Source organism: Nonomuraea sp. NPDC048901, assembly GCF_040649695.1.
Classification (GTDB): Bacteria; Actinomycetota; Actinomycetes; order Streptosporangiales; family Streptosporangiaceae; genus Nonomuraea.
Genome location: NZ_JBEZFW010000006.1, coordinates 426,109 through 444,219, shown reverse-complemented (window position 1 = coordinate 444,219; position 18,111 = coordinate 426,109). Strand labels below are relative to the sequence as shown.

Below are 18,111 nucleotides of genomic sequence, written 5' to 3'. Positions count from 1 at the left end.
GATGGCCCTTGTGGAGACGACGACAGGCCGGCGCGGTCCGGGCCGCCCGCCCAAGGCCGAGGCCGGAGACACCAAGGCCGCCCTGCTCGACGCCGCGTTGCGGCTGTTCGCGCGGTACGGCTACGCGGGCACCTCGATCAGGGCGATCGCCCGCGAGGTGGGGCTGAGCGAGAGCGTCCTGTACGCGCACTTCCCCGGCAAGCAGGCGATCTACGAGGCGGCGATGTCCCTGGCCGGGCCGCAGGTGGCACTGGTCGCCCTGGGCGACGAGGGCCCTGGCGACGACCCGGCGGAGTTCGTCCGCGCGTTCGCCGACCGCGTGCTGGCCGCCTGGGACACACCTCAGGCCAGGCAGAGCATCAGCCTGGTCTCCCGCGACGGGCTGATTCACGACGAGATGCTCGGCCTGGGCATCGAGCGGGCGCTGGCCGGGCTGGCGGAGGTGTTCGCCCGGTGGCTGGCCGAGGGGCGGGTGCGCGACGATCTGGGGTCGCCGGACGATCTCGCGTACTCGCTGCTGGGCCCGATAGCGCACGCCCGCGTGCTGTGGCTGCACGACGGGGCCACGCCGGAGCAGCGCGAGCTGGCCCGGCGGCGGATGACGGCGCACGCCGCCCTGTTCGCCCGCGCGATCACACCCTGACCGGGCCGCCCGCGGCGAAGCCTGTTCAGCAGGAGGTTTTGGATCTACCGTGCGAATTGCCCCCTGCGTCAAGGAGCCGTCCATGAGCAGCGTCGAGCAGTTCGGCTACCGCCAGGAGCTTCAGCGTTCCCTGGGCTTCGCGGATCTGATGATCTACGGCTTGATCTTCATGGTGCCGATCGCGCCGTTCGGCATCTTCGGCAACGTCTTCGCCCTGTCCGGTGGGATGGTGGCTCTCGCCTACATGATCGGGCTGGTCGCGATGGCGTTCAGCGGGCTGTCGTACGCGCAGATGGCCAGGGCCTTCCCGATGGCCGGCTCGGTCTACACCTATGCGGGCCGCGGCATCGCGCCGCCCGTCGGGTTCATGGCCGGGTGGGCGATCCTGCTCGACTACCTGCTGGTCCCGGCACTGCTCTACCTGGTGGCGAGCACGGCCATGAACTCGTTCGTGCCGGCGGTGCCGGTGTGGCTGTGGCTCGTCGCCTTCGTGCTGCTCAACACCGTGGTGAACTATTTCGGCATCCAGATGACGGCGCGCATCACCCGGATCATGCTGGTGGCCGAGCTGCTCGTGCTGGCGATCTTCCTGGTCGTCGGCGGCATCGCGCTGGCGCAGGGCAAGGCCACGACGGGCGCACTGACTCCTCTTTACGACTCCTCGAGCTTCTCCTGGACGCTGGTGTTCGGGGCGGCCTCGGTGGCGGTGCTGTCGTTCCTCGGCTTCGACGGCATCTCGACGCTGGCCGAGGAGAACCGCGAGGACGCGCGGCGGCTGGGCCGGTCCATGGTGGCCGCGCTGGCGCTGGCCGCGGTGCTGTTCGTGGTGCAGACCTGGGTCGCGGCCCTGCTCGTGCCCGACCGGGCCGCCCTCCTGGCCCCGGGGGCCCAGCTGGGCAATGCCTTCTACGACCTGGCCTCGTACGCCGGTGGCGCCTGGCTGGGTGTGTTGTGCGCGGTCGCGACGGCCATCGCCTGGGGTTTCGCCAACTCGCTGGTCGCGCAGGCGGCCACCTCGCGGCTGCTGTTCGCGATGGCGCGGGACCGGCAGTTACCGTCGTTCCTGGCCCGTATCGACCCCAAGCACAAGGTGCCGGTGAACGCCACGTTCGCGGTCGCGGTCGTCTCGCTGCTGCTCGGTGTCGGCATGAGCCTCTACGACAAGGGCATCGACCTGCTCAGCACCATGGTCAACTTCGGCGCGATGACCGCGTTCCTGCTGCTGCACGTGGCCGTCGTGGTGCACTACGTGGTGCGGCGGCGCAGCCGCCGCTGGCTGGCGCACCTCGTCGTGCCGGTGGCCGGCTTCGCCGTGCTGGTCCTCGTCGTCATCAATGCCAACGTCGCGGCCCAGCGGCTCGGCTTCATCTGGCTCGGCATCGGGCTGCTCGCCACGATCGCGCTCTATGTCCTGGGCCGCAAGCCCGTCCTGCCCTCGGAGGTCTCGTGAACGTCGTCTCCTATCGTCCCTCTCCGGAGGAGTTCGGTTACACCTTCGGCGGGCGCGCCCCGGTGGGCAAGGTGACGCCGGGCACGATCCTCGAACTGTTCACCGAGGACTGCTTCGGCGGCCGGGTCCGCACGGTCGACGACCTGCCGTCGCGAGTGTGCGAGTTCCCCTACCTGAACCCCGTCACCGGCCCCTTCCACGTGACGGGCGCCGAGCCCGGCGACACGCTGGCGTTGCACTTCGTCTCGATCACGCCGGCGAGGGACTGGGCGGTCTCCACCACGTTCCCGCACTTCGGAGCGCTGACCGGCACGCACACCACCGCCATGCTGCAGCCGCCGCTGGAGGAGCGGGTCTGGCGCTACGACCTCGACACCGCCAAGGGCGTCGCCGTCTACCACGCCCGCAACAGCGACTTCAGCGTGGAGCTGCCGCTCGACCCGATGCACGGCACGGTCGGCGTCGCGCCCGCCGCGAACGAGTCGCGGATGACGATCACACCCGACGCGCACGGCGGCAACATGGACACCCCCGAGCTGCGCGCCGGCGTCACCGTCTACCTGGGCGTCAACGTGGCGGGCGGCCTGTTCTCCATCGGCGACGGCCACGGCCGGCAGGGCCACGGCGAGGTGTGCGGCACCGCGGTCGAGGCCGCCATGAACACGGTCGTGGCGGTCGAGCTGATCAAGGGGGTGGCGACGCCCTGGCCGCGGCTGGAGGATGATCTGCATCTGATGTCCACCGGATCGGCCCGGCCGCTGGAGGACGCCTACCGCATCAGCCAGCACGACCTGGTCACCTGGACGTCGGCGCTGACCGGGCTCGACACGCTCGACGCCTACCAGCTGGTCAGCCAGGGCGGGCAGGCACCGGTGGGAAATGTGTGCGACACCAACTACACGATGGTCGCCAAACTTCCCAAGTCCTACCTCGGCACCCCGGCCGCCTACGATTCGGCGCACTCGCGGCTGCGCGCCCTAGGCGCCCAGTACACGGTTAGGTAAACCTTCATGTCGCAGGTCAGAGCACTGATGATCATCGGCCTAGAGTGTACGGGTGCTCAGGATGGTGCTCTCTCTGGCCCTGCTCGATCCGACCGGCCTCGCGGAGGTGCCCCAGCGATCGGTGCCCCCGCGCAGGGTGCTGACACCGGACGGCGACCGCCTGGGGTACGCACTGGTCCCCCGCCCCTACACCGGCGTCCAACGGCTCATCGGGGTGCTGCTCGGGCGTGATCCGGCCACCCGTACGACCGTGCTGTGCGGGGGCACCGTGATCAGGTCCCGCAGCCGCAGCCTGGTGCTGACGGCCGCGCACTGCCTCTACCACGATGGCCGGCCGCTGCGGCAGGTGGTCTTCCTGCCGGGCTTCGACCAGGGGCGGCCGCCGTTCGGCGTCTGGCCGGCCGTGCGGACCTGGGTGCCCGATCAGTGGCGGGGCCGGCCGTACTCCGCCGAGCTGCTGCCGTACGACGTCGGGCTGGTCGGGGTGATGCGGCGCGGCGGCACGCTGGAGGACACGACCGGGCCCGGGCTGCGCACGCTGGCCACCCGCAGGGGTACGTCGCTGCGCGGGCTCGACCTGCTCGGCTACCCGGCGGGGCGGCGGTATCCCGGCACCCGGATGTACCACTGCGTGGGGGACGCCAAAGAAGCCACCGCACAGGGGCCGGGCGTGCTGGTGACCCAGAACTGTCACGCCCCGTCGGGCGGCAGCGGCGGTCCGGCCGTGTACGGGGGGGAGGTGGCGGGTGTCGTATCGTCCTCCAGTCCGATGAGCGACGCGGGCGGGTTCACCGTGCTGGCCCGGCTCGGCGGCCGGCCGTTCAGCCGGCTGCTGGCCGGCGCCGACACCTGGATGCGCCACAGGCAGAGCTCGTGACGGCGGCCCGGCACAGGGCGCGCTCGTCACGGTGGCCCGGGGCCGGTCATGAGGCGTTCGCGACGATGTCCTCGCAGATCGCGTGGCTGATCAGCGCGTCGTCCGCGCTGATCGTGCGGCCGTCGCGGACCGCGGCGAGGAACTCCAGGCAGATGCGCTCGATGCCGCGCTGCCGGGCGACCGGGACCCAGTCGGGCCGCCTGGTGAGCGTCTCGCCGCCCGCGTAGTCGATCACGTCACCCAGGTTGACCACCCGGCGCTTGACGCCGTCGCCCATGACCTCGCAGGTCTCCTCCGTGGCGCCGCTGACCCGGTTCATCAGGCCGATGGCGGTGAAGCCGTCGCCGGACAGCTCCAGCACGATGTGCTCGATCCGTCCGTCCTGGACGCGGGTCCTGATCCGGGTGCCGGTGACCTCGCCGGGCGCGAGGAAGCGGAGCGTGTCGACCACATGAATGAAGTCATCAAATATCGCCCGGCGGGGCACGTCGGGGTATGTTTCGCGGTTCTTCGCCAGCACAATGAGGTGCCGAGGGAGGGCGAGAAGTCCGGTGTATCCGGGGGCGTACCGGCGGTTGAAGCCGACCATCAGCGAGCGCCTCTTCGCCTTCGCCAGCCGTACGAGAGCCTCGCAGTCGGCCAGGTTGTCGGCGATCGGCTTGTCCACGTAGACGTGCGCCCCGGCGTCGAGCAGCGGCTCGACGATCTCGCGATGGGCCCCGGTGGCGGCGTGCACGAACGCGACCTCGACCCCGCTCTTGATCACGTCGTCCACCGACGTGGACCGGGCGGCGATCCGGTAGGTATCGCCGAGCCGGTCCAGGGTCTTGCTGTTGCGCGTGCAGAGGTGCAGGTCGAGGCCCGGCTGGGCGGCGAGTACGGGCAGGTACGCCTTCTCCGCGATGTCGCCCAGGCCGATCATGGCTGTTTTCACGCCTCGAGCGTAGCCGCGAGCGCCTCGTCGATCGGCGTGGGCGCGACACCGAACGTCCGCTGGAAGGCCGAGGAGTCGAGCACGTACGGCGCGGTGAACTGGTAGCGGACGTGCTTCAACTCCCTGACCATCGGCGAGAACAGACCCATCGCCTGGACCAGCGGCCACGGCAGCGTGGCCAGCTTGGGCACGGGCCGCCCCTCGATGGCCGCCATCCGCTCACCGATCTGGCGGAAGCTGAGCGGGTCGCTGGTGGGCACGTGCCACGGCCGCCCCCAGGCCCGCTCGTCCGTGCCCGCGACGATCAGCGCGTCGGCCACATCGGGCAGGTACGTCCAGCTGTGCGGAACGTCGGCCGGGAACACCAGCTGGATGGTCTTGCCCGCCCTGAACGGCACGAGGAACCGCCCGCCCAGATGCGACTGGTCGGTGGCGCCGGGGCCGAAGTAGTCGGAGCCGCGCACCTCGGTCGTCCGGATCCGGCCCGCCTTGTGCGCGGCCAGCGCGTCGTTCCAGATCTTCGCCCGCACCTGAGCCTTCGGGGTGGCCGAGGCGAGCGGCAGGTCCTCGGTCATCGGACCCTTGACCGGGCCGTAGGGGTAGAGGTTGCCCAGGATGACCAGCACCGCGCCCGTGGCCTCCGCGGCGCCGAGGAACGACTCCGCCATCGGCGGCCAGTCGGTCAGCCAGCGGTGGTATTGCGGGTTGACGCAGTTGTACAGGACGTCGGCGCCCTTGGCGACCTCCGTCAGCCGTGCCATGTCGGCGACGTCGGCCGCCACCTTGTGGACCCCGGCGGGGCCGCTGCCCGAGCGGGTCACCACGGTGACCTCGTGCCCCTGAGCCAGGAGCTTGGTGGCCAGATGCGTACCGACCTGGCCGGAACCTACGACGACGTGCTTACCCATGATCAGACCTGCTTCCAGACGATGCGGAGGACCGCGTTGAGGACGAAGAGCGCCGCGAAGACGGCGGCCGGTGCGACCCGGCCCGCGGCGTAGAGCGCCAGGGCGCCGCCGCCGAACCAGAGGATCTCCAGGGCGACCCTGGCCAGGCCGGTCAGCGGGAACGTGGCGTTGGCGCCGCCGCCCGCACCGAACAGGGCCCAGGCGCCGATGAACAGCGCCATCCCACCGAGCCCGGCGAGGAGCTTGATCGCCCAGTTGGGGCTCACCGTGAAGCCCCAGTACCCCACGGAGACCAGGACACCCAGCTCCAGGAAGAACATCAGAGCCAGGTTGGCTCCCTTGGCGATGCTCAGCATCTCAACCTCCGCGTGACTGCCGTTCGCTTACGAGAGCAATGCTCTCTCATGAGAGCGACAGTCGTCAAGAGCGGTGCTCTCGTTTTTTCTCAGTGCTCTGATATGGTCGAGACATGACTGCGAGCCGTACCGCGAGAGAACGTGTCAGGGCCGAGCTGACCAAGGAGATCACCGACATCGCCCGTCGCCAGCTGGCCACCGAGGGCGCGGGCGGCCTCTCCCTGCGCGCGGTGGCCCGCGAGATGGGCATGGTCTCGTCGGCCATCTACCGCTATTTCCCCAGCCGCGATGACCTGCTGACCGCCCTGATCATCGACGGCTACAACGCGCTCGGCGCGGCGGTGGAGCGCGCCGACGAGGACAGCCCGCCCGGCGACTTCGCGGGGCGCTGGCTGGCCGTCTGCCATGCCGTACGTGACTGGGCGCTGGCCCATCCGCACGAGTACACGCTGTTGTACGGCTCCCCCGTGCCCGGCTACCAGGCGCCGGAGGAGACGATCACGGCCAGGCTGCGCGATGTGGCGGTGTTCGGCCGGATCACCGCGCAGGCGTACGACGCGGGCGCGCTGACCCCACCCGACCTCGCCCGGCCCGCCCCTGCCACGCTGTCGGCGGACGCGGCGAACCTGCGCCAGATCATGCCCGGGGTCCCCGACGACCTGATCTTCCGTGGCCTCACCGCGTGGACCGGCCTGTACGGCTGGGTCAACTTCGAGGTGTTCGGCCAGTTCGAGAACACGATCGACGACAGGCGTGGGAGCTTCGAGCAGTCGGTGCGTACGTTGGGCGCGCTGCTGGGCCTCAAGCCCGCGTGAACGATTGGCTTGCCCGCTTGCCCGCTTGCCTACCGGGCTCAGGCTCGGGTGAAGAGCGGGACCATGACCTCGTCAGCGATCTGCACGAGAAGCTCGTCCGGGATGGGCAGGCCCTGGAAGAGGAAATGCTGCCGGAGCAGCGCCTGACCGGCGTCGAGCCGGCGCGGGGTCACGTCCTCGGGGGCGACCTCGCCGCGCTCGACCGCCCGGCGGACGATCTCCCGCATCAGCCGTCTGCCGGTGCCCTGCGAGTGCTCCCGGAACCTCGCGGCCCGCGACTCGTCGCCCAGCGCCTCGCTGAGCAGCCCGCGCATCGCCTCACCTGCGGGACCGGCCAGCGCCTCGGCCGTCCGCCGCAACGCCGCCAGTATGTCGCCGCGCAGGCTGCCCGTGTCGGGGACGGACAGCGCGTCGGGCAGTACGTGATAGACGGCGTCCATGACCAGCTCGATGCGGGTGGGCCAGCGCCGGTAGAGCGAGGCTTTGCTGGCCTTGGCCCGCTCGGCGACCCGCTCCATGGTCAGCCGGGCGTAGCCGACCTCGGCAAGCTCGGCGAGGGTCGCCTGATAGATGGCGACGTTGAGCGCCTCGCCGCGCCGACGGGGCAGCTTACGGTGGTCGGTGACCATGACAGGCATCCTATGAGGCCGCGGTGACCGTGCCCACGCCGTCATCTGAGACCGGGGCGACCGCATCCCCGCCCGAGCCCGCGGGGTCCGCGTCCCCGCTCAAGTGGGCGATGACGACGGTGCCCGCGTCCCCGTCGACGGTCACCACCTGCCCGTCGACCAGCGTGGACGTGCCTCCGGCCGTACCCATGACGGCCGGGATGCCGTACTCCCTGGCGACGATCGCGGCGTGCGAGGCGGCGCTCCCGGTGTCGACGACGACGGCCGCCGCACGCTGGAACAGCGGGGTCCACGACGGGTTGGTGTAGGGGCAGACGAGCACGTCCCCGCTCGTCAGGCTGCCGAACTCGGCCGGATCCCGGATGACCTTGACCGGCCCGGTGGCACTGCCGCCGCCCGCGGGCGTCCCGGTCACGATCGCGTCGCCCGCGTCGCGGACGGGGAAGATCGCCCGCGGGTCGATGAGCCGCACACCCGAGAGCTCCTCCCGCTTGGCCGCCCGCTGCCGCACGGCCGCCCGCAGCCCGTCGAGGCACTCATCGGAGCCGGCCAGGCCCTTGATCGACTCCAGCTCCTCCAACCGCAGGTGGAAGACGTCCTCGGGCCGCTGGAGCACGGCCGCGTCGCGCAGCCGGGCCCCGATCTCCAACAGCGACCGGCGCAGAATGGGCAGCGGCAGCGTGAAGTAGAAGTGGCTGTCCTCGCGGAACGCGTGACCCGCGCGAGCCGCCTCGACCCAGCGCACGACCCGGGCCCTCCGGCGCCCGGCCCCCAGCAGGGGGTGCCGGAGCAGCCGCTCGAACGCCCCGCTCGCTTCCGCCGCCGCCCTGTCCGTGGCCGCCCCGTCTGCGGCCGCCCCGTCTGCGGTGGTCGCGGCGGTCACGGGAGTGGGCGGCTTGGCCGCGAGCACCCTGATCGTTCCGAGGACGATTTCCGGGGCCTCGCCCCAGGTCGGCGGGGTGACCAGAATCGGAGTCACCGTCTCCCGGTGCCCGTATTCGGCGAGGAAGTCGCGTAGCTTCGCGGCGAAGCCGGAGGGCATCGGATCCGCGTCGAGCGCTCCGGTCGCCCGGGCCTCCTCGGCCAGCTCCTCCAGCGCCTGGTTGGCGTCGGAGGTACGAGTACGCGCGCCGGTCATCAGCTCGCCGAACAGCGCGCCACGCCGCAACAACTTGACCGCCACCAGCAGCCGCAACAGGGCGAGCCCCGTGCCAGGCAGGTAGTCGGTGCGCAGGTCCGTCACCGGCCGGACCAGGTCCAGTGCCTGTCTGGGCACCCGAATCAGCTCCGGCCAAGACATCGAGGCCAGGTCACGGGCCGCCAGCTCGCGGTTCGCGGCAAGGAAGGTCTGGAAGCGCGGATCCTCCGTCCACCGGGCGGGATCGTAGTGCCTGGCCCGCCGAACGAGCCGGAACGGGATTGCCAGCAGACCGGCTGTCACACGCGGAGAGCGGGGCACCAACCGGTAGACGACACCGTCCTCCTCCTGCAGGAAGTCCTCGAACACCCCCTTGATGCCAAAGGCCGCCGCGACCTCGGCCATCATGCCCGCCGGACCGTACGGCAGCCAGGTTGTCATATCGATCGGATAGGGGCGTACGGGCAGATACTCCAGCAGAACGCTGCCGACCTTGCGCTGGACAGGGTTGAGCGGCCCCACCGGCGCCGGCGGGAGCGCGGTCATGGGACGGGCCTGGACCAGGCTCACCCGGCCGCCCGCGTACGCCCACTCGATGTCCTGCGGGCGGCCGAACCGAGCCGCGACCTCGCTCGCCAGCCGGGCCAGCTCAGCGAGCGCCGCGCGGGGCAGCGCCTCGCCGGTGGCGGGGTCTCCGGTCTCGTGTACGACGCCGCCGCCGGCCGTACCACGGATGACCACCTCGCGACGGCCCGGTGTGAAGGAGGCGACTCGCCCCGAGGCGTCGAGCACGTAGTGGTCGGGCGTGACGAGTCCCGAGACGACGGCCTCGCCGAGCCCGCTGCTCGCGTCCACGACGATCTGCGTACGGTCGCCGGTGACCGGGTTCGCGGTGAACAGCACGCCGGCCGCCTCCGACTGGACCATGCGCTGCACCACCACCGCGATGCGCACCTCGGCCGTGTCGACACCCCGCTTCTCGCGGTAGGCGACGGCCCGCTCGGTCCAGAGCGAGCCCCAGCACCGGCGGACCGCGTCGACCACCGCCTCCGCGCCCACGATGTTGAGGTAGGTGTCCTGCTGCCCGGCGAACGCCGCCCCCGGCAGATCCTCCGCGGTGGCGCTGGACCGTACCGCCACGGGCCCGCCGCCGAGCTCGGCGTAGGCGCCGGTGATCGCCTCGTGCAGGTCCGGGGGGATCTCCACGTTCTCGAAGTACGTACGGGTGTCGTGCCCGTCGGCGACCAGGTCGTAGGCGGCGGTGGTCACGACGAAGCCGCCCGGGACGGGAAAACCGTTCTTGACGAGCTCGCCCAGGTTGGCGCCTTTGCCGCCGGCCAGAGCCAGGTCGCCGCGGCCGAAGGCGTTCAGGGGTGCTACGAGTTTCACTGGCCCTCCCCGGCTTTCACTCGGTACTCGCCGCCTTTCACTTGCTCCTGGCCGTCTTTCACTTGGTTCTCTTCGGCTGTTCACCGGCTCTCCTCGACCGTCGCTCGGTCCGCCTCGGCTGTTCACCGGCTCTCCTCGACTGTCACTGGTTCTCCTCGGCGTAGGCGGTGGTGCGGAGCGGTCGCGCCGGCAGCGCAAACGCGAGGACGAACGCCACCGCGAGCAGCGGCGCCATGGCCGCGAACACCGGTGGCACGGCCGTGGCGAAGGCGTCCCGCACGCTGCCGGGCAGGTCGGCCGCCTCCGTGGCGGTGATGCCGGACCTCCAGGTGATCAGCGCCCCTACCAGCGCGACCCCGGCCGAGGCGCCGATCTGCCGCGTGAACGTCACCGCCGAGGTCGCGGTGCCGAGGTCGGCGTAGTCGACGGCGTTCTGCGTGGCCAGCACCATGACCTGCATGACCAGCCCGACGCCGAGCCCCATCAGCAGCATCACGGCGGCGATCGCCACCGCTCCCCCGCGGTCGCCCACGATCCCGAGCAGCGCCAGCCCGGCCGCCGTCATCGCCGTGCCCGCCACCGGGTACGGCTTGTAGCGCCCCGTCCTGGTGATGAGCCTGCCGGAGACGATGGTGGTGGTCAGCACGCCCCCCATGAGCGCGGTCACCAGCAGGCCCGCCTGCGTGGCGGTGGAGCGCAGGGCGATCTGCAGGTAGGCGGGCATGTACGCGATGGTCCCGAACAGGGTGAATCCGATGAGCAGGCTGATCGCCACGGGCACGGCGAAGGCGCGGTCGCGGAACAGACGCAGCGGCAGGATCGGATCGGCGGCGTACCGGGCGCTCACCAGCCACGCCGCCCCGCCCGCGACGGCCAGGGCGAGGAAGGCCAGGTTCCTGGTCTGTCCCAGCATGACCACGCCGACCACGGCGACCGCCAACGTGACCGCACCGGCGAAGTCGATCGGCGCGCGATTCTCGACCGTGAGCTCGGGCTTGGGGAGCCGCAAGGTCGCCGTCAGCACGACCAGGGCGAGCAGCCCGAGCGGCGGGTAGATCGCGAAGATCCACCGCCAGCTGAGCCGGTCGATGAAGAACCCGCCCAGCAGCGGTCCACCGACCGCGGCGACCACGTACGCGGCACCGATCAGACCCAGATAGCGACCACGCTCACGCGGACTGACGACCTCGCCGATGATCGCCTGTGCCCCGATCATCAGCCCGCCACCACCGATGCCCTGCACCGCACGGAACGCGATGAACTGCGGCATCGACGCGGCCACCGAGCACAGCACGGCGCCGGTGACGAAGATGACGATCGCCGCCTGCATCATCGGCTTGCGCCCGTACCGGTCGCCGAGCTTGCCGTACAGGGGCATCACGACGGTCGCGGCGACCAGGTAGGCGCTGATCACCGCCGGCATCTGATCCAGCCCGCCGAGACTCCCCGCCACGGCGGGCAGAGCGGGCGCCATGATCGTCTGGTCGAGCGCGCCCAGCAGCATCGCCAGCAGCAGACCCGGCAGCACGAGGCCCATGGCAAGCTCCTTAGAGAACGAAACGTTCTCTAAGGAGCATACGATTCACCTCATAGAAACGCAACGTTCACTAACAACCGCGAGCGCGTACTGAAGAGCGATGTGCGCTACCGCTTCGCCGTGGACCCCACAACGCCCTGATCCTCCTGCCCCGGCGGGAGGTCGTGAGCGGTGAGCACTTGGGCCGCATGGTGACGGTGCGCGGCGAACAGCTTCAAGGCGGCGTCAGCGTCGCCGGCACGCAGGGTATCCGCGAGCAGGCGGTGTTCGTCCGCGATGTGCTCGAGATAGCCGTCGGAACTGCGGCCGATCCGGGTCAGCAGGAACAGGTGGATCTGTGAGCGGATCGCCTGCCAGGCTTCACTCAGGCGCCGGTGGTGGGCGGCGTCGTAGACGGCGTCGTGGAACGCGAGGTCGCAGCGGACCATCGCGTGCGCGTCCACCGCGCGCCCCATGCCGTCGACCACCTTGTCGATCTTGGCAAGGTCCTCTTCGGATGCGTGGCCGACCACCCGCTGCACGGCCAGGTGCTCAAGCGCGCCGCGCAGGCTGTCCAGTTCGGCGATGTCCTGCGGGGACAGGGTGATCACTGTGGCGCCGCGATGCCACTGGCTGCGGACCAGACCCTCGCGCTCCAGCAGGAGCAGCGCCTCGCGGACCGGGCCACGGCTCACGTCCAGCGCCTGGGACAGTTCGACCTCGCGCAGCTGGGCCCCAGGGGCGTACACGCCGCCGAAGATGGCCTCCCGTACGCGATCGGCGACCTCGTCGGCCAGCCCTCGACGACGAGCGGGAGCCACTGTGCTCTGTTCCCCCATGACCCTTTGCCCTCCGCTGATTGTCTCAATGTTAACAACTTCCGCGCAGTGACGTAATGTCAACATTAGGACATTTCCTCCTTTGGTAGAAAGGCCCACCCGTCATGAGCGTGTTGAACTCCCCGATCCCGCGCTTCCACCTGGCCATGCCGGTCGACGACCTGACGGCCGCCCGCCGCTTCTACGGCGAGGTACTCGGCCTGCGGCACGGCCGCAGCGCCGAAACCTGGATCGACTGGAACATGTACGGCCACCAGTTCGTCACCCACCTGGCGCCGGCCCGAACCCAGCAGATCCACAACCCGGTCGACGGCCACGACGTCCCGGTGCCGCACTTCGGCCTGATCCTCACGATCGGGGACTTCCACACGCTGGCCGACCGGCTCCGTACCGCAGGCGTCCCGTTCGTGATCGAGCCCTATGTGCGCTTCGCCGGGCAGGCCGGCGAACAATGGACGATGTTTCTGCTCGACCCGGCCGGCAACGCCCTGGAGTTCAAGGCGTTCGCCGACGACGCCCAGGTCTTCGCTGCCTGACCGTACGTACTGCCTGCCTGCCACTCCGCATGTCGTGGCAGGACCGACGGCGCACGGAGAGTCACGGGTTGCCGCATGGTGTCCTTCTAGGGGATTGCAGCGACAGCCATCACGCCCCCTCGGCGGGTGTTCCGCCGTACTGCCATCCACCTGAAAGAAAACACCTCTCGAAAGGATGATCATGAAGGTGTTCCTGATCGGCGCCGCCGGCGGCGTGGGGAACCGGCTGGCCCGCCTGCTGACCGCCCGCGGCGACACGGTGACGGGGATGTTCCGCAACCCCGCCCAGGCCGATACCGTGCGCAGTTCCGGCGCCACCCCGCTGACCGGCGACCTCATCGCCGACACCATGGACGACCTGGCGACCAAGATGAGCGCACATGACGCGGTCGTGTTCTCGGCCGGCGCACACGGCACCGGCATGGACCTCACTACCGCGATCGACGGCAAGGGCCTGGAGAAGGCCGCGGACGCAGCCGCCCGCGCCGGTGTGTCGCGCTTCGTCCTCGTGTCGGTGTTTCCCGACGCGCTGCGTGGCGGCGAGCCCAACGAGGGCTTCGAGCACTACATCAAGGTCAAGAAGACAGCCGACGTCTATCTCGCCCGTACCGGCCTCGACTGGCTCATCATCCGCCCCGGCACCCTCCTCGACGAGCCCGGCACCGGCCGGGTCACGGCTGGACCGGCGATCGAGTACGGCAAGGTGCCCCGCGACGACGTGGCCGCCTTCATCGACGCGGCCCTGCACGAACCGGCCTTGAACCGCGTCATCGTCGAGCTCACCACCGGCGACACACCCGTCTCCGACGCGGTCGCCCACCTCCTGCACCACGCAACCGGCCAGGACAGACCCGCCTGACGATGTTCGGCACGGCAGCCATTGGGTGGCCTCCCTCGCCCTGCGTTGCCCACCAAGAGCGGCTCCTATGCGGGCGGCCCGGCCGCGTGCGCGTCAGGCGGGCCCGACTCATCCAGCTTGGTGAGGAAGGAAGCCGATGGCCAGGTCCGCGTCCAGCTGGCCAGGTCCGCGTCCAGCGCGGCGGCCAGCCGCCTCAGGGACGCCACGGTGATGTTGCCACCACCCGTCTCCGAACGGGGTACCTGTGGTTGAATCATCCCCGCACGCTCAGCCAGCTCCGCCTGCGACAGGCCAAGAACAACGCGCCGGTCGTAGACAAGCTGGCCAAGTCGCTGCTCGGCTTCCGCCTCTTCGTAAAGCCTGGCGTACTCGGGGTCGTTCACTTCACCGGCGAGGCGGCGATGCCGGGTCGTCCGCCACTTACTGTGCCCGCCTCACAGATCCTCCTTGAACTCTCTGTGGTACGCCTGACGCGCCGGACCATGACCACTCTCGCAGACGATCTGCGCCCGCTCCGCTCGGTCGATCTGCGGCGTCTCTTTGCGCCTGGTCTTGTAGAACGTCGTCAGCAACACAACCCGGCGCCCAGGGGCCAACCAGTAGGTGATGCGCACCCGGCGGCGCGACAGCGCCAGCCGTAGCTCACGCACCTTGCCGCGCAAGTGCTTCGAGTAGCGCCCTGAAACTGGCCGGACTAGCTGCCCCCGCCTGATCCATCGAGCCGGTACGGCCTACGGCACGAGGGCCGCCCAAAGCGATGGAGATGGCCCCCGATGAGGGTGGGCTGAGCGCGCTCATCGGGGGCCCGGCCGGCCTGGAGCTACGGGGGATGATCCTGGCCGGACGTTTCTACGGCGTCTCCGCCACTCCCCCTCCACGAGAAGGCGGAGCCGCCTGACCCTGGCCGGCTGCGCGATCAGCCGGGGCCACGTACGCCAGCCGAATCCGAGACCGGTTCGGGAGCGGACGGACCAGTGGATGGAGGAGCCGATCGAATGGCGCACCAGACGGAACGGCCCAGCCCGCGGCCATGCTCGCGGACCCCCCAGTCCTGGGAGATCTCACGGACGATCAGCAGGCCGCGGCCGTCTTCCGCCTCCGGCTCCAGCCGGATGTGCGGCCCGGAGAACGCGGAACCAGGATCGCGCACCTCCAGGTAGACCATCTCCTCCGTCGCGGTGAGGGTAACGCTGATGAGGTCGTACGGCTTGGCGTCGGAGTGACGGAGCGCGTTCGTCACGAGCTCGGACGCCGCCAGTACGACGTCATCCACGGCCGGGTGATCGTCCCCGAGCCATCCGCGCACTTCGGAGCGGGCGCGCGAGACGGATTCGCGAATGCCCACCAGCTGGATCGAACCGATGATCCACGGCTCCGCGCTCACTGCTTTCATGGCTTCACCCACTCGAAGAAGTCGGCCTCGATCGGCCTTCCAACCATCCCCCGACTTGGCTACAGTCAGTAGCTGATTGACTTCAACCAGTCATCAACGGTTCCGCTGGGCTACTGGCTGAAACGCCGATGAAATCCCCCGGAGGTCAGATGCCAAAGGAAAGCGATCTATACCCCTCGGACTCCCCCACCGCACTCTTCGGCTTCGAACTGCGGCGACACCGCAAAGCACGAGGCTGGTCCCAACTCCGACTCGCAAAGACGGTGCCCTACTCCGTCGGCACCATCAGCATGATCGAGACCGCACAGCGGTCACCCTCGGAGGAGTTCGCCCGATACTGCGACGAGGCGCTGGAGGCGGACGGGGCACTGACGCGACTCTGGCCAATGGTCAGCCGCACGGCGGCCCCCACGTGGTTCCGCCCATGGCTCGACGTGGAAGCCACGGCAGAGGCAATTCGTGCATGGGAACCGTTGATGATCCCCGGTTTGTTTCAAACCGAGGACTACGCCCGGGCCATCCTGAGCGGCGAACCAGGCGCAGGACCGGAGCAGATCGACGAGCAGGTCACTGCTCGCATGGAGCGCCAGAGCATTCTCAGGCGTGCCAAGCCTCCTATGCTCTGGGTGGTCCTCGACGAAGGAATTTTGCATCGCCCCATCGGCAACTCCGCCATGATGTCTGCGCAGCTCAACCACCTTATCGAGCTCGCACAGGCACCCCGGATCACTGTTCAGATTCTCTGCCTCAACGCCTATTCCACACCTGGGCTTCTGGGAGGGTTCGCCATTGCCCAGACGCAAGGCGCCCCTGACACCGCCTACATCGAATCAGCCGGAATTTTGGGGCGGGTAACCGAGCGGCCAGAAGACGTCAGCGCTCTAACATTCAGATATGAAGGCATTCGCGCCGAAGCACTGTCACAGCGCGAGTCCATGAAGGTGATCAAGGAGGCAACGCAGCGATGGACGAGCTGACCCAAGAACTCAGCACGGCTACATGGCGCAAGTCCACCCGATCGGGAAGCGACGGAGGCAACTGCGTCGAAGTCGCCGAACTGTCCGGCGGACACCGAGGCATCCGCGACAGCAAGAACCCAACCGGACCCGCACTGATCTTCACCCCCGGCGAATGGAGCGCCTTCATCAGCGGTGTGAGGAACGGCGAATTCGACTGACCCTGCCGATCACCCTGCGGGGAACACTTCCAGCCCCGTCGAGATCCCGGCATTCAGATATGAGGGATATTCGCCCCGAAGCACTGCTCCAAGCGCGAGCCCCGAAACTCACCAAGGAGGTGATGCAGCGATGGACGAGTGGACCGAAGAACTGCGGGTTGCTACGTGGATCAAGTCTTCCAACTCGGGCAGCAACGGAGGCAACTGCGTTGAGGTCGCCGAACTGTCCGGCGGACACCGAGGCATCCGCGACAGCAAGAACCCAACCGGGCCCGCACTGATCTTCACCCCCGGCGAATGGAGCGCCTTCATCAGCGGTGTGAGGAACGGCGAGTTCGACTGACCTTGCCGATCATCCTGCAGGGAACGTTTCCGGCCCCGTCGAGATCCCGGCATTCAGATATGAGGGATCCACTCCGAAGCCCCCTCCTAGCGCGATCCATAAGCATGATCAAGGAGACGATGCGGCGATGGGCGAGCTGACAAGAGAGCTCAACACGGCTACATGGCGCAAATCCACCCGATCGGGACCCGACGGCGGCAACTGCGTTGAAGTCGCCGAACTGTCCGGCGGACACCGAGGCATCCGCGACAGCAAGAACCCAACCGGGCCCGCACTGATCTTCACCCCCGGCGAATGGAATGCCTTCATCGGCGGAGTGAAGAACGGCGAATTCGACTAGCCCCACCAAACAGCCTGCGGGGCAAGGCTCTAAGCCTCCCCGCAGGCCACATAGATAACGCCCGAAACCATCAGCGAACTGACCGGCCCTCGACGTCACACCTTCGTGGCGTCGTACCCCTCAGTGCTGGCGCCGCCCCTGGCCGATAGGCAGGGTCATCGCGTCGGCGATCACCGCCGGAGGCACGAGCATCCCCGCGCTGGCCGGGACCGCCTAGATCAACAATGGCGGCGCGAAATGGAGTGGAGTGGCGAGGGCGAGTTCGAGGGAGCGCTGGAATCCAATGAGGACGGCGACAGCGTGCCTGCCGTCGGCGAGCCCTTCATCTTCAAGCCGCGCGTCCCGATGATGACCAATAGCGCTGCCAGGCTCAACGCCATCTCCACCGAGATCCTGCGCCTCGACGCGGAGACCCGCGAGCCAGCAAGCTCTTCGCGGCCTCGATCCGAGAAGACCGCAACCAGGTCATGGTCCAAGCCGACGAGGCATCGCCCGAACTGCGACTGGGGTTGGCCCAGCGGTACGGCGCCACGCCGGTCTCCATCCGGCGTCGGCCGGGTGTGACACGACGCGCTCTGGCCGGGATCCGCCGAAGGATCCGGACGTCTCCACGTGGAGCGCCACTAACGAGAGCGGCAAGAAGCGTGACTACCAACTCAAAGACGGCATAGCCGGAAAACTCCTTTACTCCTTCCGTCCGATGGACATCATCTCCCGTCCACGGCGGCGTACTCGTCAATCTTCCAATCGCGATTCCGCCCGATGCTTTAGCTGACGCTCAACGGGCATCCGTCGGGTTTTATTCTCGGTGCTAGGTATGCCCTTATCGGAAAAACTGCCCAATCCAGAACAAAAAGCGGAAGGGCTAAGCCTTTCACCGAGGTTAAGCTTGTTTTGTTGATGCGATGTTGATTACGGTAGGACGCCGCCTCCCGATCTGTTCTGGTACTGCGAGCCATGCAAGG

The 18,111-nt window shown here is 69.0% G+C and carries 22 protein-coding genes; 12 read left to right on the top strand and 10 right to left on the bottom strand.

Translation table 11 applies throughout. The annotated features are described in order from the left end of the window. The first annotated feature begins 10 nt into the window (after window positions 1-10). From AB0C30_RS23320 to AB0C30_RS23305, 4 genes are all read left to right on the top strand, one after another. Window positions 11-643, top strand: coding sequence for a TetR/AcrR family transcriptional regulator (locus AB0C30_RS23320; RefSeq protein WP_357947434.1), 633 nt, complete (start codon window positions 11-13; stop codon window positions 641-643). Window positions 644-725: 82 nt separating this feature from the next. After that, window positions 726-2,093 (top strand): APC family permease, encoded by a 1,368-nt coding sequence (locus AB0C30_RS23315; RefSeq protein WP_357947431.1) that lies wholly within the window; start codon window positions 726-728, stop codon window positions 2,091-2,093. Then, a complete protein-coding gene (locus AB0C30_RS23310) occupies window positions 2,090-3,097 on the top strand; it encodes an acetamidase/formamidase family protein (protein ID WP_357947428.1) in 1,008 nt (335 codons plus the stop codon). The genes AB0C30_RS23315 and AB0C30_RS23310 overlap by 4 nt, the downstream gene beginning before the upstream one ends. A 52-nt stretch (window positions 3,098-3,149) precedes the next feature. Further along, entirely contained in the window at window positions 3,150-3,974 is an 825-nt protein-coding gene (locus tag AB0C30_RS23305) for a hypothetical protein (RefSeq protein ID WP_357947426.1), read from the top strand. Between the two features lie 46 nt (window positions 3,975-4,020). Here AB0C30_RS23305 and AB0C30_RS23300 read toward each other — a convergent pair whose 3' ends face one another. The 3 genes from AB0C30_RS23300 to AB0C30_RS23290 are packed head-to-tail and all read right to left on the bottom strand — an operon-like array spanning window position 4,021 to window position 6,172. Beyond that, window positions 4,021-4,908, bottom strand: a complete 888-nt coding sequence (locus AB0C30_RS23300) for a Gfo/Idh/MocA family oxidoreductase (RefSeq protein WP_357947423.1) — start codon at window positions 4,906-4,908, stop codon at window positions 4,021-4,023. Further along, window positions 4,905-5,816, bottom strand: a complete 912-nt coding sequence (locus AB0C30_RS23295) for an NAD-dependent epimerase/dehydratase family protein (RefSeq protein WP_357947420.1) — start codon at window positions 5,814-5,816, stop codon at window positions 4,905-4,907. Before AB0C30_RS23295 ends, AB0C30_RS23300 begins: the two co-directional genes overlap by 4 nt. A gap of 2 nt (window positions 5,817-5,818) precedes the next feature. Continuing rightward, window positions 5,819-6,172 (bottom strand): YrdB family protein, encoded by a 354-nt coding sequence (locus AB0C30_RS23290; protein WP_357947417.1) that lies wholly within the window; start codon window positions 6,170-6,172, stop codon window positions 5,819-5,821. A 113-nt stretch (window positions 6,173-6,285) separates the two neighbouring features. On the opposite strand from AB0C30_RS23290, the gene AB0C30_RS23285 reads away from it, so the two are divergent. Then, a complete protein-coding gene (locus AB0C30_RS23285) occupies window positions 6,286-6,987 on the top strand; it encodes a TetR/AcrR family transcriptional regulator (protein ID WP_357947414.1) in 702 nt (233 codons plus the stop codon). A gap of 38 nt (window positions 6,988-7,025) precedes the next feature. Here the strand turns inward: AB0C30_RS23285 and AB0C30_RS23280 are convergent, their stop codons facing one another. The 4 genes from AB0C30_RS23280 to AB0C30_RS23265 all read right to left on the bottom strand — a co-directional run bounded on the left by AB0C30_RS23280 (window position 7,026) and on the right by AB0C30_RS23265 (window position 12,498). After that, a complete protein-coding gene (locus AB0C30_RS23280) occupies window positions 7,026-7,625 on the bottom strand; it encodes a TetR/AcrR family transcriptional regulator (RefSeq protein ID WP_357947411.1) in 600 nt (199 codons plus the stop codon). A gap of 1 nt (window position 7,626) precedes the next feature. Then, window positions 7,627-10,143 (bottom strand): PEP/pyruvate-binding domain-containing protein, encoded by a 2,517-nt coding sequence (locus AB0C30_RS23275; RefSeq protein ID WP_357947408.1) that lies wholly within the window; start codon window positions 10,141-10,143, stop codon window positions 7,627-7,629. 142 nt (window positions 10,144-10,285) lie between these two features. Beyond that, on the bottom strand, window positions 10,286-11,680 hold the full coding sequence (locus AB0C30_RS23270; protein ID WP_357947405.1) for an MFS transporter: 1,395 nt from the start codon (window positions 11,678-11,680) through the stop codon (window positions 10,286-10,288). Between the two features lie 107 nt (window positions 11,681-11,787). Then, complete coding sequence (locus AB0C30_RS23265; protein WP_357947402.1) at window positions 11,788-12,498, bottom strand: GntR family transcriptional regulator; 711 nt, start codon at window positions 12,496-12,498, stop codon at window positions 11,788-11,790. 104 nt (window positions 12,499-12,602) lie between these two features. On the opposite strand from AB0C30_RS23265, the gene AB0C30_RS23260 reads away from it, so the two are divergent. Further along, entirely contained in the window at window positions 12,603-13,034 is a 432-nt protein-coding gene (locus AB0C30_RS23260; protein WP_357947399.1) for a VOC family protein, read from the top strand. Between the two features lie 181 nt (window positions 13,035-13,215). After that, window positions 13,216-13,893 (top strand): NAD(P)H-binding protein, encoded by a 678-nt coding sequence (locus AB0C30_RS23255; protein WP_357947396.1) that lies wholly within the window; start codon window positions 13,216-13,218, stop codon window positions 13,891-13,893. Window positions 13,894-13,958: 65 nt separating this feature from the next. Here AB0C30_RS23255 and AB0C30_RS23250 read toward each other — a convergent pair whose 3' ends face one another. Together AB0C30_RS23250 and AB0C30_RS23245 are read right to left on the bottom strand one after the other, a co-directional pair. Further along, window positions 13,959-14,276 (bottom strand): helix-turn-helix domain-containing protein, encoded by a 318-nt coding sequence (locus AB0C30_RS23250; protein ID WP_357947393.1) that lies wholly within the window; start codon window positions 14,274-14,276, stop codon window positions 13,959-13,961. A 51-nt stretch (window positions 14,277-14,327) separates the two neighbouring features. Beyond that, entirely contained in the window at window positions 14,328-14,606 is a 279-nt protein-coding gene (locus AB0C30_RS23245; RefSeq protein ID WP_357948133.1) for a type II toxin-antitoxin system RelE/ParE family toxin, read from the bottom strand. A 50-nt stretch (window positions 14,607-14,656) separates the two neighbouring features. Between AB0C30_RS23245 and AB0C30_RS23240 the strand changes: the two genes are divergently transcribed. After that, complete coding sequence (locus AB0C30_RS23240) at window positions 14,657-14,791, top strand: hypothetical protein (RefSeq protein ID WP_357947390.1); 135 nt, start codon at window positions 14,657-14,659, stop codon at window positions 14,789-14,791. Window positions 14,792-14,809: 18 nt separating this feature from the next. Here AB0C30_RS23240 and AB0C30_RS23235 read toward each other — a convergent pair whose 3' ends face one another. Next, complete coding sequence (locus AB0C30_RS23235) at window positions 14,810-15,286, bottom strand: ATP-binding protein (RefSeq protein ID WP_357947387.1); 477 nt, start codon at window positions 15,284-15,286, stop codon at window positions 14,810-14,812. Between the two features lie 128 nt (window positions 15,287-15,414). Between AB0C30_RS23235 and AB0C30_RS23230 the strand changes: the two genes are divergently transcribed. The 4 genes from AB0C30_RS23230 to AB0C30_RS23215 all read left to right on the top strand — a co-directional run bounded on the left by AB0C30_RS23230 (window position 15,415) and on the right by AB0C30_RS23215 (window position 17,146). Further along, window positions 15,415-16,263, top strand: a complete 849-nt coding sequence (locus AB0C30_RS23230) for a helix-turn-helix transcriptional regulator (RefSeq protein ID WP_357947384.1) — start codon at window positions 15,415-15,417, stop codon at window positions 16,261-16,263. After that, window positions 16,251-16,463 carry a DUF397 domain-containing protein gene (locus AB0C30_RS23225; protein ID WP_357947381.1) on the top strand — a complete coding sequence of 71 codons (213 nt, stop codon included), beginning with the start codon at window positions 16,251-16,253 and terminating at the stop codon, window positions 16,461-16,463. Before AB0C30_RS23230 ends, AB0C30_RS23225 begins: the two co-directional genes overlap by 13 nt. A 130-nt stretch (window positions 16,464-16,593) precedes the next feature. After that, window positions 16,594-16,806 (top strand): DUF397 domain-containing protein, encoded by a 213-nt coding sequence (locus AB0C30_RS23220; RefSeq protein ID WP_357947378.1) that lies wholly within the window; start codon window positions 16,594-16,596, stop codon window positions 16,804-16,806. A 127-nt stretch (window positions 16,807-16,933) separates the two neighbouring features. After that, window positions 16,934-17,146: a DUF397 domain-containing protein gene (locus AB0C30_RS23215; RefSeq protein ID WP_357947375.1), complete on the top strand. Its 213-nt coding sequence runs from the start codon at window positions 16,934-16,936 to the stop codon at window positions 17,144-17,146. Window positions 17,147-18,111 lie beyond the last annotated feature (965 nt).

Bases quoted from the DNA above. Each gene is read 5' to 3' on its own strand.
- AB0C30_RS23280 (WP_357947411.1), bottom strand. From the start codon at position 7,625: ATGCCTGTCATGGTCACCGACCACCGTAAGCTGCCCCGTCGGCGCGGC.
- AB0C30_RS23230 (WP_357947384.1), top strand. From the start codon at position 15,415: ATGAAATCCCCCGGAGGTCAGATGCCAAAGGAAAGCGATCTATACCCC.
- AB0C30_RS23290 (WP_357947417.1), bottom strand. From the start codon at position 6,172: ATGCTGAGCATCGCCAAGGGAGCCAACCTGGCTCTGATGTTCTTCCTG.
- AB0C30_RS23295 (WP_357947420.1), bottom strand. From the start codon at position 5,816: ATGGGTAAGCACGTCGTCGTAGGTTCCGGCCAGGTCGGTACGCATCTG.
- AB0C30_RS23270 (WP_357947405.1), bottom strand. From the start codon at position 11,680: ATGGGCCTCGTGCTGCCGGGTCTGCTGCTGGCGATGCTGCTGGGCGCG.
- AB0C30_RS23240 (WP_357947390.1), top strand. From the start codon at position 14,657: ATGGCCCCCGATGAGGGTGGGCTGAGCGCGCTCATCGGGGGCCCGGCC.
- AB0C30_RS23235 (WP_357947387.1), bottom strand. From the start codon at position 15,286: ATGAAAGCAGTGAGCGCGGAGCCGTGGATCATCGGTTCGATCCAGCTG.
- AB0C30_RS23220 (WP_357947378.1), top strand. From the start codon at position 16,594: ATGGACGAGTGGACCGAAGAACTGCGGGTTGCTACGTGGATCAAGTCT.
- AB0C30_RS23285 (WP_357947414.1), top strand. From the start codon at position 6,286: ATGACTGCGAGCCGTACCGCGAGAGAACGTGTCAGGGCCGAGCTGACC.
- AB0C30_RS23265 (WP_357947402.1), bottom strand. From the start codon at position 12,498: ATGGGGGAACAGAGCACAGTGGCTCCCGCTCGTCGTCGAGGGCTGGCC.
- AB0C30_RS23255 (WP_357947396.1), top strand. From the start codon at position 13,216: ATGAAGGTGTTCCTGATCGGCGCCGCCGGCGGCGTGGGGAACCGGCTG.
- AB0C30_RS23215 (WP_357947375.1), top strand. From the start codon at position 16,934: ATGGGCGAGCTGACAAGAGAGCTCAACACGGCTACATGGCGCAAATCC.
- AB0C30_RS23225 (WP_357947381.1), top strand. From the start codon at position 16,251: ATGGACGAGCTGACCCAAGAACTCAGCACGGCTACATGGCGCAAGTCC.
- AB0C30_RS23315 (WP_357947431.1), top strand. From the start codon at position 726: ATGAGCAGCGTCGAGCAGTTCGGCTACCGCCAGGAGCTTCAGCGTTCC.
- AB0C30_RS23260 (WP_357947399.1), top strand. From the start codon at position 12,603: ATGAGCGTGTTGAACTCCCCGATCCCGCGCTTCCACCTGGCCATGCCG.